The organism is Jejuibacter sp. L23 (genome assembly GCF_050815825.1).
Classification (GTDB): Bacteria; Pseudomonadota; Gammaproteobacteria; order Enterobacterales; family Enterobacteriaceae; genus Jejubacter; species Jejubacter calystegiae.
Genome location: NZ_CP138199.1, coordinates 2,997,954 through 3,011,940, shown reverse-complemented (window position 1 = coordinate 3,011,940; position 13,987 = coordinate 2,997,954). Strand labels below are relative to the sequence as shown.

The following is a 13,987-nucleotide window of genomic DNA, read 5'->3' as shown; positions in this document are numbered from 1 at the left end:
GGTTACGCAGGCTGAATTTGCCTCAGCCCTGCCAGCGCCTGCTCCAGATAGCGGCGCGGGCACCCGAGGTTAAGGCGGATAAATCCCTGTCCCGTGGGGCCGAAACTGGCGCCCATTGAAGGGATAATACCTGCCTGTTCGGTTATCCGCTGCTTCAGGGTATCGTCATCCAGCCCCAGGGCGCGGCAGTCCACCCATAGCAGATAGGTGCCCTGGGCGGGCGTGATTCTGGCCCAGGGCAGATGCTGAGCCGCCTGCTTACAAAACCAGCGCCGGTTTTCCGCCAAATAGGCCAGCAGTTCATCCAGCCACCCGGCGCCGTGGCGTAGCGCCGCCGTGGACGCGGTCAGAGACATGGCGTTGAACACATCCAGTCCGTGGGCATCCAGACGTTGCAGAAAACGCTGACGCAGCGTGGCATCCGGAATCAGGAAGTTAGACAGACGCAGCGACGACAGACCAAAGGTCTTACTGGGGGCGGTGGCGGCGATGATGCGCGGGTGCCAGCGCGAGTCCAGATGCAGTACCGAGGTAAAGCGGTTACCCGGCAGCAGCAGATCGGCCCAGATTTCGTCGGAAAGCAGGGTGACATCGTAGCGTTCGCACAGTGCCAGCAGACGGGTCAACTCATCGGCAGACCAGCAGCGTCCGGTAGGATTATGGGGATTACACAGAATCATCAACGGTGGCCGATGGCGCTGGAACAACTGCTCCAGTTGGTTGAGATCCATCCGGTAGCCGAACTGAGGATCCTCGATCAGGGGATTTTCCAGTAGCGCGCGGCCGTTAAGGGTGATGATTTTGGCGAATGAGCCATAGTAAGGCCCCTGAATCACCACGCCATCGCCGGGCTGGCTGAGCATCTGCAACAGCAGCGCCAGCCCGGGGACCACGCCTTCCACACAGCAGATCCATTGCGAGTCCAACGTCAGGTTGTGTCGTCCTGCAAACCAGGCCAGTAGCGCATCGTCGTATGCCTGATTGCGGGTACTGTAGCCGAAGACGCCGTGATCCGCCCGCTGGTGCAGGGCGGCCAGCACCGCCGGCGGTGCTGCGAAGTCGACGTCCGAAACCCACATGGGGAGCCCGGAGCCGTCCATCGCATCCCACTTTACCGAGCCGGTGCCCCGGCGCTCAATAATCCGATCGAAATTCTCTGTCATGGTCTGATCCTTATTATTCCGCAACCGGTTGAGGCTGAGGCTGTGTCTTTGATTGCGGCAGTCGGGCGATGCCAAAACCGGTAAAGCCGTAGATCAGCGCGAAGAAGATAGCGGCGTAGCACTGGACCGCCCAGGGCAGCAGGTCGAGGGTACTGACCCCCAGAGTGGTCGCCATATAGACCCCGGCGGAGGTCCAGGGCAGTAGTGGTTCGATCACGGTTCCGGCGTCCTCAACGGTACGCGACAGGTTCTTGTTATCGAGCCCCATCCGGCGGTAGGCGTTTTTAAACAGTTCGGCAGGCACCAGCAGCGCCAGCTTGCCGTCGCTGGTGGCGCCGGTTACCAGAATGGTGGTGCCGATGGTGGCGGCGATCAGCTGGCCGGTGGTACGGATAACGGTCAGCAGGCGGTTGATTATCACGGTCAGAGCGCCGGTGAGCGTCAGGGCGCCGGCAAAAGAGAAGGCGCAGAACACCAGCAGAATGGTGCTCATCATCGAGAACATGCCGCCGCGATTGAGCAGACGCGGCACATCGGCGACCACTCCGGCGTTGCCATGGTCGAACATGGTGATGTTAAAGCCATCCATAAAGGCATCCAGCCCCTGTTTCAGGCTCAAACCCTGTAGCGCAATCCCAAGGATGATGGCCAGCAGGCAGGCGAATAGCATCAGCGGAATCACCGGTTTTTTACGTACCGCGCCCCACAGCACCAGTACCGGCGGAAGAATCAGCACGATATTAAAGTGGTACAGCCCTTCCAGGGCGGCGATGATATCGGTAACGCGCTGGGGCGTGGCCACATTGCCGATCATGTCGCTATGACCGGCCAGCAGATAGACTACGGCGGCCAGCAGGAAGCTGGGGATAGTGGTATAGAGCAGGTGTTGGATATGCTCGAACAGCGTGGTGTCCGCCACGATGGCGGCGAAGTTGGTGGAGTCGGAAAGCGGCGAAATTTTATCGCCGAAGTAGGCGCCGGAAACCACGGCGCCCGCTGCCGCAGGCAGGGAGACGTCCAGCCCGGCGGCCACCCCCATCAACGCCACTCCGACGGTACCGGCGGAGCCCCAGGAGGTGCCGGTACAGACCGATACCACGCTGGTCAGAAAGAAGGCAGCGATCAGAATATACTGGGGGCTAATCAGCTTCAGGCCCCAGTAAACCATGTAGGGGATGGTGCCGCTGAACATCCAGGTGCCGATCAGGCCGCCGACGCAGATCAGGATCATAATCACCGGCATCGCCTTCGCCAGTTTGCTGACGATGGAGTCGATAATCTCATCCCAGCTATAGCCCTGCCACAGCGCCAGAGCCGCCGCGATGGCCGCTGAACACAGCAGCAGCGGCTCGATACGCAGCCCCGCCACGCCGTAGCCCACAATCAGCAGCGCCAGCATGGCGACAATGGGCAGTAGCGCCAGCCCGAGCGACAGCGTTTTTTTGTTGTTCTGTTTCGCATTCATGTTGATGCTCCTGGTCGAAGAGTGGGCTTCAGGGTAGGGGCAATGGTGGCTGGCTAACGTGATCGGGAATGGCTCGCCATGTAACCGATTACATGACGATGAAAAAGATGAACCCGATCACATCATTATCCATTGACCGGTGGGCAGACTGAGTCTCTGACCACCAGTTCGGCGCAAAAGCCGTTACTACGCGGCGGCGGGGTCTGTCCCTGGTAAAGCTGAATCGCCAGTTGACCGGCCTGGCGGGCCATGGTTTCTACCGGGTAGTGGATGGTGGTCAGGGCAGGGTGCAGGTAACGAGCCAGCACCACATCATCGAAACCGACCAGCGACAGACGTTCGGGAAGCGCCACCCCCTGCTGATGCAGGATGCGCATAATGCCAGCGGCCATCACATCGTTAAAGGTAAAGGCGGCGGTAAACGGAATACCGTTGTCCAGCAACTGACGGGCTGCCTGTTCGCCGCCTTCCTCGTTAAACGGCACGCTGATAATCCATTCGTGGGGCGGCGTAATGCCGTACTGCGCCAGCGCTGCGCGGTAGCCTTCCAGACGCTGGCGGCGATCGTCGATGGGCAGATCCGAGGTGACGCAGGCGATGCAGCGGTGGCCGTTTTCCAGCAGATGCAGGGTGGCCTGCATGGCGGCAGCGTGATTTTCCAGCCAGACGCAGCGGTTAGCCATGGCGGCAATATAGCGGTTCACCAGCACCATACCGGGGGTATGGGCGGCATAGCGCAGCAGGTCGCGATCGCTCAGACGGCTGGAGTGCACCACAATGGCTTCACAGCCCTGGTTAATCAGGAAATCGAGGCCGGATTTCTCCATGCTTTCCTGGTGGCCGCCGCTGCATACCATCAGGCGGAAACCGTGCTGTCGGGCCACTTCCTCAACGCCCCGGGCCAGCCGGGCAAAAAAGGGGTCGGCAAGGTTGCCGGTCAGCAGGCCGAGCATATCGCCGCTGCGTTTCGCCAGCGCCAGAGCCGCCGCATTGCGCCGGTAGTTGAGTTCGCGCATGGCTTTTTCGACCCGCTCCCGGGTCGCTGGCTCCACCCAGGCGGTCTGATTGATCACTCTTGAAACGGTGGCGGTGGAAACGCCCGCCAGTCGGGCGACGTCTTTGATGGTTGGCATGACGGTGCCGCTCTCCGGTTAAGGAACATCGAACGACAGCATTGTACGCCGGGAAAAGGGGAGCGGCAGAACGCTGTGCCGGAGATGAGATCCGGCGCAGCGTATGGCGGGATCACTGAATATCAGTGACGTCGTGAATCTTCGCGCTAAAGCCGGTTTTGGCGACCGCCGCCAGCAGCTTCTGGTTATCAAAATCCGCCGGGACGACCACATCGGCCTGATGGGTTTTCATCGACGCTTTGGCTTTGATAACGCCATCGGTGCCGCGCAGCGCTTTGTTAATTGAGATAACGCACAGCGGGCAGGTCATCTGACTGACATCGAGCGTCACTTTTTTGTTGGCGGCCCAGCCCAGAGGGGCAATCAGCATCAGCGCCAGGCAAATTATCTTTTTCATTCCATCGTTTCCAGTATCCAGGGTAGCACCCAGGGGTAGGTGATGAGCAGCAACACCAGCGGGACCGACAGCCAGTAAAGCCATTCCAGCACCCGACGGCTGACTACGTTAACGCAGATGGGCTTCGGCGACAGATAAAGCCGCCAGAAACCGCGCGCCATCAGGCCGACTGACAGAATAATCATCGGGATCTGCAGCCAGTCCAGCGCCGGAATGCCAATCAGCCCGGCGGCGGAGATGCCGAACAGCAGATACAGCAGAGGCCCGATGCAGCACAGCGTGGAAGCACCCGCGGCCACCAGTGCCGCCAGCAGGGTGACCAGGCCGCTCTTAACGCCGTTCGACGCTGACATAGTCATAACTGAATGTCGCCGGATCGTAGAAGTTAAGCGGATCGCCGTCCACTTCCGCATAAGGATAGCCAAGGTTGTTGACGTCGCCCTGTTCCGCTTCTGGAGAGAGGGCGAAATCGCGGCCGAAGTTAAAGCCCACCCAGTTCATCTCCCAGTTGCCGAACAGGTAATCGTTCACCGCTTTCACGGCCGGGGAGTCGTTCTCTTGCTTTTCGGCCAGACGCATTTTGGTGACGTCCGCTGGGTCGGCCGGAACCCAGCCAAAGCCCGCCAGCCAGAACATGGCCCGGCAGTGCTGGCCGCCGCTGATTTTTGCCACGCCCTGGGCGTCGGCGCTGCCGAAGGCTTTTTTCGAATAGTCCGCCAGTTTGTGGGTGGCTCCCAGACGAATACCGAACATTTCGCGGGCCGGAATGCCTGCGGCGCGGCACAGCGCCACAAAGACCGAGTTGATGTCGGTGCATTTGCCGCCCAGTTTGCCGGTTTTCAGGATCTCGCCCACATCTCCGGTGCCGCAGCCGATAACCGACTCGTCGCGATGCATATTGCTGCTGACCCAGTCGTGGATCAGACGCGCCTGTTTCAGCGGGGATTTTTCGTTGCCGATAATCTTGTGCGCGGTCTCTTTAACCACGCCGTCGATGGCGATATGCGGGGTGGCTTTCAGCCAGGGCTGAATGGTGTCTGGAATGACGGCGTCCTGTTCTGGTAGCTGCCAGTCGGCCAGTTTATTCTGTTTCAGCACTTCCCAGTCGCGGGTTTCGATGGTCATTTCGACCTTCAGCTCCAGCTTGCCTTCGGAGTCCGGCCAGGTGACGAACAGCATCTTCGCGCCGTAGCGGTTATTGGCGTTGAGTACGGCCTTCTGGTAGTTGCCGCTAAAGGAGAGATTTACCAGCTGCTGGAAGTCGGTATTTTCGGGCACCGGCACCCACAGATTGACTTTGCCTTCGGAACCTTCCGGCACCTTCAGGTTGTAAGTCTGGGTCATGACAAAACGGCGCCATTGGCTGGAAGCGGAGACGGCGGGCTGCTTAGCGCTTTTGGTTTCAGACCAGACCGGGCTGACCAGCCCCAATGTAGAGAGCGCCGCCGCGCCTTTAAGAAAGTTACGCCTTTCCATTCGTCATCCTTTCGTCACCAGAAAAAGCTGGAGCTTAACCCCGCACCTGCGGAGGTCGGGCGTTATTATGCGACTATCGGAACGCGTGGACAATCATTGCAACCGCTTTCTCCCGCCTCAGGAGGCGCCGGAGAATGAAAAAAAAGAAAAATACACTGCACTTTTTCCCGGGAATGCCGATAACCAGAATACCGGTAAAACCCTTTCCAGGACTCTGAGGGCATGATGGATAATTTCCAGAAAGATATTGATGACAGGGTGAATCTCACGCTATCGAACCGTTTTGAACTGCTGCTGTTTCGCCTTGGTGCATCTGAGCATGATGGAAAATCGGAGCTGTTCGGCATTAACGTATTTAAACTGCGCGAAATCGTACCGATGCCTGACTACACCAAACCGGTTGGGGTGCGGCATCCGGTACTGGGAATGGTGAATATTCGCGACCAGATAATCCCGGTAATTGACCTGCCCGCGGTTCTGGGCTGTCGGCCTTCGGGCGGGATGAATATTTTGCTGATTACCGAGTACGCGCGTACCGTTCAGGCCTTTGCCGTGGAGTCGGTGGAAAATATCGTGCGTCTGGACTGGACCCAGATTCACACCGCGGAAAAACTGGTCAACGGACAGTACATCACAAGCGTAGCCCGGCTGGATGACGACCCGACCAGCAATAACCTGGCGATGGTGATCGACGTGGAACAGGTGCTGCACGATATTGTTCCCACCAAACACGACCTGCACGCCACCCATAACGATCTGCCGCAGATTGACATTAAACCGGGGTCGGTGGTGATTGTCGCCGAAGATTCCAAAGTGGCGCGCGCTATGCTGGAAAAAGGGCTACAGGCCATGAAGCTGCCGGCGTTGATGCATGTGACCGGCAAGGATGCGTGGCTGAAAATCGAGGAGCTGGCCGCCCAGGCTCAACAGGAAGGCGTACACATTAGTGAAAAGATTGCACTGGTGCTGACTGACCTGGAAATGCCGGAAATGGACGGCTTTACTCTGACCCGTAAAATTAAAAACCACAGCCAGTTGCAAAGCATTCCGGTGATCATTCACTCATCACTTTCCGGTAGCGCTAACGAGGAACACGTCCGCAAAGTGCGAGCCGACGGCTATGTCGCCAAGTTTGAGATCAACGAGCTGTCGTCGGTTATTACGCGGGTGATGCGTTAGCGGGCGCCAGACAGGGACGAATTACCTGCCTGTTAGCTGACAGGCAGAAATCTGTCCGGGCATAAGTAAGAGGAGCATTACGGGAAAAAAAGCACTTTAATTACGGATGCCCCCAGAAACAGATACCCGGCAAGAAAGCGCCAGTTACGACGCAGTACAAAACTGGAATTCCTGAAGCGGCGGAAGGATCTCACCTTTTCCAGTTGGCGATTAAGTTTTAGGCGCGCTTCTTCCGGTAGCGTTGATATGGCAATCTGCGCGCGGATTTTCGACTCCATCTGGGCGAACGTCATTCTATTATGGAATCGAAGTAATTTACCGGAGAAAAACAGCGCCGTTAAAATAAACGCCCATATCTGGAAAAAACGGTCAGGAATTCCCCAGCAGGCGATGGCCATAATAAGCATCCATTCGGCAATGGATTCCTTTTGAAGATTTTTCCAGAACTGATTCATATCATGGGCGTAGTTGTAAATATCACGCGCGATAACGGAATATCCAACGGGGCGCATGGTTTGCTCCTTTTATTCATTGGGATGGTATTTGCCAGCTTACCCTGAAAAAATCCACGCCGCAGCGTGGATTTAATCGGTTACTCGCTCGCCGTTTGCGGCATACGCGATTTTTTGGCCCGCTGCTTACGCAGCCTGTCGATCAGCCGGTGCGCTTCGGCATGGCTGGCCACCGTAGGCGACGATCCGCTCAGCGGTTTTTGAGCCGTTTCACGCAGCGTCAGCACGGTGATCAGGCCGATGACCCCGGCACCCATCATATAGTACGCAGGCATCATGACATTCTGGGTGGTATCCACCAGCCAGGCGGTGACCAGCGGCGTGGTGCCGCCAAACAGTGAAACCGACAGGTTAAAGCCAATGGCCAGAGCGCTGTAGCGAATGTGGGTGGTAAACAGCGCTGGCAGCGTGGCGGGCATGGTGCCGCTAAAGCAGGTATGCAGAATACCCAGCACCGCAAGGCCGGCAAAGACCGCCAGCAGATTTCCCGACCCGATCAGCATAAAGCTCGGAATGGACAGCAGCACCAGCCCGATAGCCCCCAGGGCAATTACCGGGCGACGGCCGATACGATCCGTCCAGTGGCCCCACATCAGAGTCAGCGGCATCATCACAAACATAATGACCATCACCAGCAGCAGACCGGTGAGTTCACTCATCCCCAGTACGCTGGTGAGATAGCTGGGCATATAAGAGGTCAGCATATAATTCGACACGTTAAACAGCAGTACCAGCCCCATACATTTGAGGATCTGATTGCGATTCTGGTGCAGCATTTTTAACAGGCCGAGCTGCGGCTTGCTGTGCTCCAGGGCATCCTGTTTTTCCATATGCTCTTTAAACGCCGGTGTCTCTTCGAGCTTAAGGCGGATATAGAGACCAAAAATGCCTAACGGCGCGGCCAGGAAGAAGGGGATACGCCAGCCCCAGTCGAGCATCGCCTGTTCCGGCAGCAGAGCGGTCATGAGGGTAACCAGGCTGGCGCCCAGCAGGTAACCTCCCAGAGTGCCAAATTCCAGCCAGCTTCCCATAAAGCCGCGCCGCTTATCGGTGGAATATTCGGCAATAAAGGTCGCCGCACCGCCGTATTCACCGCCGGTGGAAAAGCCCTGCACCAGGCGAGCGACCAGCAGCAGGATGGGCGCGGCGATGCCAATGCTGCCATAGTCGGGGATGAGCCCGATACAGAAGGTGCCGATCGACATCATGATCATCGTCAGGGCGAGGATCTTCTGGCGGCCAAAGCGGTCGCCCAGCGGACCAAACACCATTCCGCCGATAGGGCGCACCAGGAAGGCGGCGGCAAAGGTGCCGAACGAAGCAATCAGCTGTGCGGCGCCGCTGGCATCGGGGAAAAAGACCTTGCCGATAATCACAGCCAGATAGCTGTATACCCCGAAGTCGAACCACTCCATGGTATTGCCCAGCGCGGCAGCGCCAACGGCGCGCTTTAATAGCTTGCGGTCAACAATAGTAATATCGCTAACGGTTAATTCCTGTGCCGATGGCTTATGGTTATTCTGGTTATTCGGTATCGATCCTGTACTCATAAACTCCCCGTAAATCTGGATGGAGCACTCTTATAGCTTTCGCTGCCGTCACGCTTATACAGTAAGGAAAGCTATAAAAGGCCGGTAATACCGCCATTCCCGTAAAAATGGCGGCCGACCACCTTAAAGAAAACGGCATCATGGCGCAATCCCATATAATTAACCCCCGGTTATTGCATGGCGTCTTTATTAATAATGAGAAACTTAAATAAACATATTGATATATTATCCGGATACTTTTTCTTATTATGATGAGAATGACCCCAAACTAACTGTACGTTTTAGATGCAATCCTTACAGGCAAAGGATGCTATCATTGTCGGCCACTTTATCCGGAATGCTCACTGTGACCTCATTTGCCGAACTCAACGCGCTGTCCGCGCAACAGCTCTCTAACCTTAACGAACTGGGCTACCTGACCATGACGCCGGTTCAGGCCGCGGCGCTACCGGCGATCCTCGCAGGAAAAGACGTGCGGGCGCAGGCGAAAACCGGCAGCGGTAAAACGGCGGCCTTTGGTCTGGGGCTGTTGCAGCGCATTGATAGTGGACGTTTTAACACTCAGTCGCTGGTGCTGTGCCCGACCCGTGAACTGGCCGACCAGGTGGCGAGCGAACTGCGCCGTCTGGCGCGGGCGATACCTAACATTAAAGTGCTGACTCTGTGCGGCGGCGTGCCGTTCGGCGCCCAGCGTGATTCGCTGACTCACGCGCCCCATATTATTGTCGCCACGCCGGGTCGCCTGTTAGATCACCTGAAGAAAGAGACGGTCAGCCTGGCGGCGTTGCAGACCCTGGTGCTGGATGAAGCCGACCGGATGCTCGATATGGGCTTTGCCGATGCCATCGATGAGGTCATCACCCATGCTCCCGACCAGCGCCAGACGCTGCTGTTTTCCGCCACCTGGCCCCAGGCGATTGCCGCCATCAGCCAGCGTATTCAGCGCTCTCCGCAGACCATTGAGATTGATGCGGTGGATGAACTACCTGCGGTAGAACAGCGCTTCTACGAGGTACCCCGCAGCGGCAAAATCGCTCTGCTGCAACAGCTTCTGAGCCGTGAACAGCCCGCATCCTGCGTGGTGTTCTGCAATACCAAAAAGGATTGTCAGGCGGTGTGCGATGCCCTGAACGCCAGCTGCCAGAGCGCGCTGGCGCTGCACGGCGATATGGAGCAGCGCGATCGTGACCAGACCCTGGTGCGTTTTGCCAACGGCAGCTGCCGGGTACTGGTGGCGACCGACGTAGCGGCGCGCGGGCTGGATATCAAGACGCTGGAGATGGTGATTAACTACGAACTGCCGTGGGACCCGGAAGTGCACGTGCACCGCATTGGTCGTACCGCCCGGGCCGGTAAAAGCGGTCTGGCCATTAGCCTGTGCGCCCCGGAAGAGGCCCAGCGCGCCAACCTGCTGGAAGAGATGCTGAATATCAAACTCCAGTGGTTGCCGCAGCCAGGCGGGCTGCGCATCACGCCGCTGGAGGCCACGATGGCGACGCTGTGCATCGACGGTGGCAAAAAAGCCAAAATGCGCCCTGGCGATATTCTGGGTGCGCTAACCGGTGAAATGGGTCTGGACGGCGCCGATATCGGCAAGATTGTGATCCACCCTATGCATGCTTATGTAGCGGTTAAGCAAAGCCAGGCGCGCCATGCCTGGAAGCAGCTACAGCAGGGCAAAATTAAGGGCAGGGCGGTAAAGGTGAGGTTGTTGAAGTAGGGCTGGGTACATAAGAAATCCATCGACTGGTATGGATTTCTTATCGATAAGCTATCAGCTACAGGGAATTCATGCGTTATACTGGAATAGTTTCTTAAGTTTCTCCGTGAGACTCAGTTGCGTATAATCAACTTTTTTTAACTGCTGTACTTTTTCTTCAAGGATTCTGTTTTTTTCTAGCGCGCTATCAAGGGAAGCATGTATGGTTTGATACTGGGTGGTATTCTTTTTCTCCAGTGAATCTATTTTTTCGAGATGTTCTTTGTTTTGAGTTGACTGAGTCTGGAGCCGGTTTTGATAGTTCTGGATGGTATTTTTTAACTCTGTTACCTCTTTTTTTATGGATGAGATGAGAACCCTGGCTTCATTCGGCATAATAGGGTCGGATAATATCTTCATATAAACAACATTCGAGAACTTCTGATGCAAAAAGTGGTAATGCCTCTCCATTTCATTATCGTTAATGTCTGCGTTCTTTAGTTCCGACCACAATCGCATTTTGCTGCCTAATGATACTTCGATAATGGGGATGTTATGATCGTAGAAATCTTTGATTTTAATATCTTCACAGGCATGAGTGACTTTAACCTCAATCGCAACCTTACCACCCCATTTTCTTGCCAGTGATTCTGGCTTTTTAAAGAATCCCATCAGATCAGGGATGTAAGTTGCGCCATTTTCAAATCTTATATTTAAATCATCTTTCTTGATCTTATCGAATTCAATTTCATAAATTTTATCTTTGTCCTGGAATTTTATGGTCTGCATTTCGGAAAGTACCAGGATTGCTATTTCATGTGACATTAAATCTGAATCCGAATGCTGGGGTTCGGTGTCGGTAGCCGGACGGGACTTGTATCTAAAAAAAACGCTTTTGGATGTTTTTACATCAACCAGTTCTGAGCGTTTATTTTTATTAGATTGTGTGCTCATAAATGTTAATAAGGAGAGCTCTTCGGGATTTTCCCTTCTCATTTTCATTACTTCCCATATATAGAATAGTCTTTCCTTATCCATGGTCTTATTTTTAATATACTCACGATTCCCTTTGTAAGCGTATGCCCATATCTTTTTCCTTGCCATTGTTCTCCTCCAGCTACCATAGGTGTGATATGCCATGGAATTATGTTAATTCATTTTATGCAGCACGATATATCATTTTGCAAGTTTTTTATCTTTAGGGCAATTCGTTCCATCACAACCGGACTATGGTGGCATGACGGATTCCCTATAAACGTGATATTTGATGATATAGCAGATGAAGAATGGTTTGATGCAGAAACAGGCATCCAGTCACAAAATATGCAATTCCCATAAAAAAATCCACGCAACTGCGTGGATTTTTGTGTTTTATCCGTCTGGCGAGAGATTCAGCGAATCCCCTAAGACAGCAGCAACGCTTAGACGTTAAACAAGAAATTCATCACATCGCCATCCTTAACGATATACTCCTTGCCTTCGGCGCGCATCTTACCGGCCTCTTTGGCACCCTGTTCGCCCTTATAGGTAATAAAATCCTCGTAGGCGATGGTCTGGGCACGGATAAAGCCTTTTTCGAAGTCGGTGTGAATTTTACCGGCCGCCTGTGGGGCGGTGGCGCCAACCGGAATGGTCCAGGCGCGCACTTCCTTCACGCCTGCGGTGAAGTAGGTCTGCAGGTTCAGCAGTTCGTAACCAGCGCGAATCACGCGGTTCAGGCCCGGCTCTTCCAGACCCAGCTCCTGCATAAATTCGTCGCGCTCGTCGTCTTCCAGCTCGGCGATATCGGCTTCTACGGCGGCGCAGACCGCAACCACCACTGAACCTTCACCGGCGGCGATTTCGCGGACCATGTCCAGGTACGGATTATTTTCGAAACCGTCTTCGTTAACGTTGGCGATATACATGGTGGGCTTCATGGTCAGGAAGCTCAGGTAGCGGATCAGCGCTTTCTCTTCTTTGCTCAGATCCAGGCTACGCAGCATACCGGCCTGCTCCAGCTGCGGCAGGCACTTTTCCAGCACCGCCAGCTCGGCTTTAGCGTCTTTATCGCCGCCTTTGGCCTTCTTCTGTACCCGGTGAATGGCGCGCTCGCAGGTGTCCAGATCAGACAGCGCCAGCTCGGTGTTGATCACTTCAATATCTTCCGCCGGGTTTACCTTGCCCGCGACGTGGATGATATTGTCGTTCTCAAAGCAGCGCACCACGTGGCCGATAGCTTCAGTCTCACGGATGTTCATCAGGAACTGGTTGCCCAGACCTTCGCCTTTGGATGCGCCTTTCACCAGGCCCGCGATATCCACGAACTCCATGGTGGTTGGCAGCACGCGCTGCGGTTTTACGATTTCGGCAAGTTTGTCCAGACGCGGATCGGGCATCGGCACCACGCCAGTGTTCGGCTCGATAGTACAAAACGGGAAGTTCGCCGCTTCAATGCCTGCTTTGGTCAGGGCGTTGAACAGAGTGGATTTACCCACGTTCGGCAGGCCGACGATACCGCATTTGAATCCCATGGTTTAGATCACCTTAATTGCTTGATAATCATCAGGTTATAGGCTGCCTGATGATGAAAAACGAATGACTATGGCTATTATACACCTAAACCCGGCGCCCAGGGGGGAGAAATCCCGCCCGTGGCCGGGACAGGGGGCTACTGCGCTTTAAAGCTATGCAGCCGGCTGGTTGCCTTCGCCAGCCCCTCTTTAAACCACACTTCGGTGCAACGCGCCGCTTCGTCTACGGCTTCGTCAATCAGCTTCTGTTCGGCTGCCTGAGGTTTGCCCAGTACAAAACCGACAACCTTGTTTTTATCGCCCGGATGGCCGATTCCTACGCGAAGACGGTGAAAGTTGGGGTTATTGCCCAATTTGCTGATGATGTCTTTAAGCCCGTTATGACCGCCGTGGCCGCCGCCGAGTTTAAACTTTGCCACGCCCGGAGGCAGGTCGAGCTCATCGTGGGCCACCAGAATTTCGTCCGGATTAATACGGTAGAAACTCGCCAGTGCAGCCACCGCTTTACCACTCAGGTTCATAAAGGTAGTGGGGACCAGCAGGCGCACATCCTCGCCATTAATGTTGATGCGGGCGGTATAACCGAAGAATTTCGCCTCTTCTTTCAGCGGCTGGCCGTGGCGCTCAGCCAGCAGATCCACATACCAGGCCCCGGCGTTATGGCGGGTAGCGGCATATTCCGCACCCGGGTTGGCGAGGCCGACAATCAGTTTAATCGTCACATCACTGTCCTAAAGGGTTTGACCTGCGCGCTAGTGTACTGTGCCGAAGGCGCGATGACAAAAGGCGTACGCCGCTTTGGTTGTGAATGATAATAATCACTTATACCAATCATTCAAAATGTAAGATGTTCAGTAGGTTATTTGTAAAGTTTTGTTAGTCAAATGTTCTGAGTTGTGA

General features: G+C 55.3%; 13 protein-coding genes. 2 read left to right on the top strand and 11 right to left on the bottom strand.

Translation table 11 applies throughout. The features are described from left to right. Window positions 1-2: 2 nt before the first annotated feature. From SCU88_RS13960 to SCU88_RS13935, 6 genes are all read right to left on the bottom strand, one after another. Window positions 3-1,163 (bottom strand): PatB family C-S lyase, encoded by a 1,161-nt coding sequence (locus SCU88_RS13960; RefSeq protein ID WP_175341716.1) that lies wholly within the window; start codon window positions 1,161-1,163, stop codon window positions 3-5. Window positions 1,164-1,176: 13 nt separating this feature from the next. Beyond that, window positions 1,177-2,628, bottom strand: a complete 1,452-nt coding sequence (nhaC, locus tag SCU88_RS13955) for a Na+/H+ antiporter NhaC (RefSeq protein WP_175341715.1) — start codon at window positions 2,626-2,628, stop codon at window positions 1,177-1,179. Between the two features lie 125 nt (window positions 2,629-2,753). Then, window positions 2,754-3,761 (bottom strand): substrate-binding domain-containing protein, encoded by a 1,008-nt coding sequence (locus tag SCU88_RS13950; protein WP_175341714.1) that lies wholly within the window; start codon window positions 3,759-3,761, stop codon window positions 2,754-2,756. Window positions 3,762-3,873: 112 nt separating this feature from the next. Then, a complete protein-coding gene (locus SCU88_RS13945) occupies window positions 3,874-4,158 on the bottom strand; it encodes a heavy-metal-associated domain-containing protein (protein ID WP_138097819.1) in 285 nt (94 codons plus the stop codon). Then, window positions 4,155-4,517, bottom strand: a complete 363-nt coding sequence (locus SCU88_RS13940) for a mercuric transporter MerT family protein (RefSeq protein WP_138097818.1) — start codon at window positions 4,515-4,517, stop codon at window positions 4,155-4,157. Before SCU88_RS13940 ends, SCU88_RS13945 begins: the two co-directional genes overlap by 4 nt. Beyond that, the gene (locus SCU88_RS13935) at window positions 4,489-5,634 is read right to left on the bottom strand and encodes a transglutaminase-like domain-containing protein (RefSeq protein ID WP_138097817.1); all 1,146 of its coding nucleotides are present in this window, start codon (window positions 5,632-5,634) and stop codon (window positions 4,489-4,491) included. The genes SCU88_RS13940 and SCU88_RS13935 overlap by 29 nt, the downstream gene beginning before the upstream one ends. 225 nt (window positions 5,635-5,859) lie before the next feature. Between SCU88_RS13935 and SCU88_RS13930 the strand changes: the two genes are divergently transcribed. After that, window positions 5,860-6,813 carry a chemotaxis protein CheW gene (locus SCU88_RS13930; protein ID WP_175341827.1) on the top strand — a complete coding sequence of 318 codons (954 nt, stop codon included), beginning with the start codon at window positions 5,860-5,862 and terminating at the stop codon, window positions 6,811-6,813. Window positions 6,814-6,890: 77 nt separating this feature from the next. Here SCU88_RS13930 and SCU88_RS13925 read toward each other — a convergent pair whose 3' ends face one another. Next, window positions 6,891-7,325: a hypothetical protein gene (locus SCU88_RS13925; protein WP_175341713.1), complete on the bottom strand. Its 435-nt coding sequence runs from the start codon at window positions 7,323-7,325 to the stop codon at window positions 6,891-6,893. A gap of 80 nt (window positions 7,326-7,405) precedes the next feature. Continuing rightward, window positions 7,406-8,875 (bottom strand): glycine betaine/L-proline transporter ProP, encoded by a 1,470-nt coding sequence (proP, locus tag SCU88_RS13920; protein WP_175341712.1) that lies wholly within the window; start codon window positions 8,873-8,875, stop codon window positions 7,406-7,408. Between the two features lie 346 nt (window positions 8,876-9,221). Here proP and dbpA point away from each other — a divergent pair, with 346 nt between their 5' ends. Then, a complete protein-coding gene (gene dbpA, locus SCU88_RS13915) occupies window positions 9,222-10,595 on the top strand; it encodes an ATP-dependent RNA helicase DbpA (protein WP_175341711.1) in 1,374 nt (457 codons plus the stop codon). Between the two features lie 69 nt (window positions 10,596-10,664). Here the strand turns inward: dbpA and SCU88_RS13910 are convergent, their stop codons facing one another. From SCU88_RS13910 to pth, 3 genes are all read right to left on the bottom strand, one after another. Continuing rightward, complete coding sequence (locus SCU88_RS13910) at window positions 10,665-11,678, bottom strand: hypothetical protein (RefSeq protein ID WP_175341710.1); 1,014 nt, start codon at window positions 11,676-11,678, stop codon at window positions 10,665-10,667. A gap of 317 nt (window positions 11,679-11,995) precedes the next feature. Further along, entirely contained in the window at window positions 11,996-13,087 is a 1,092-nt protein-coding gene (gene ychF, locus SCU88_RS13905) for a redox-regulated ATPase YchF (RefSeq protein WP_138097811.1), read from the bottom strand. Window positions 13,088-13,224: 137 nt separating this feature from the next. Further along, entirely contained in the window at window positions 13,225-13,809 is a 585-nt protein-coding gene (gene pth / locus SCU88_RS13900; RefSeq protein WP_175341709.1) for an aminoacyl-tRNA hydrolase, read from the bottom strand. Between the last annotated feature and the right edge of the window lie 178 nt (window positions 13,810-13,987).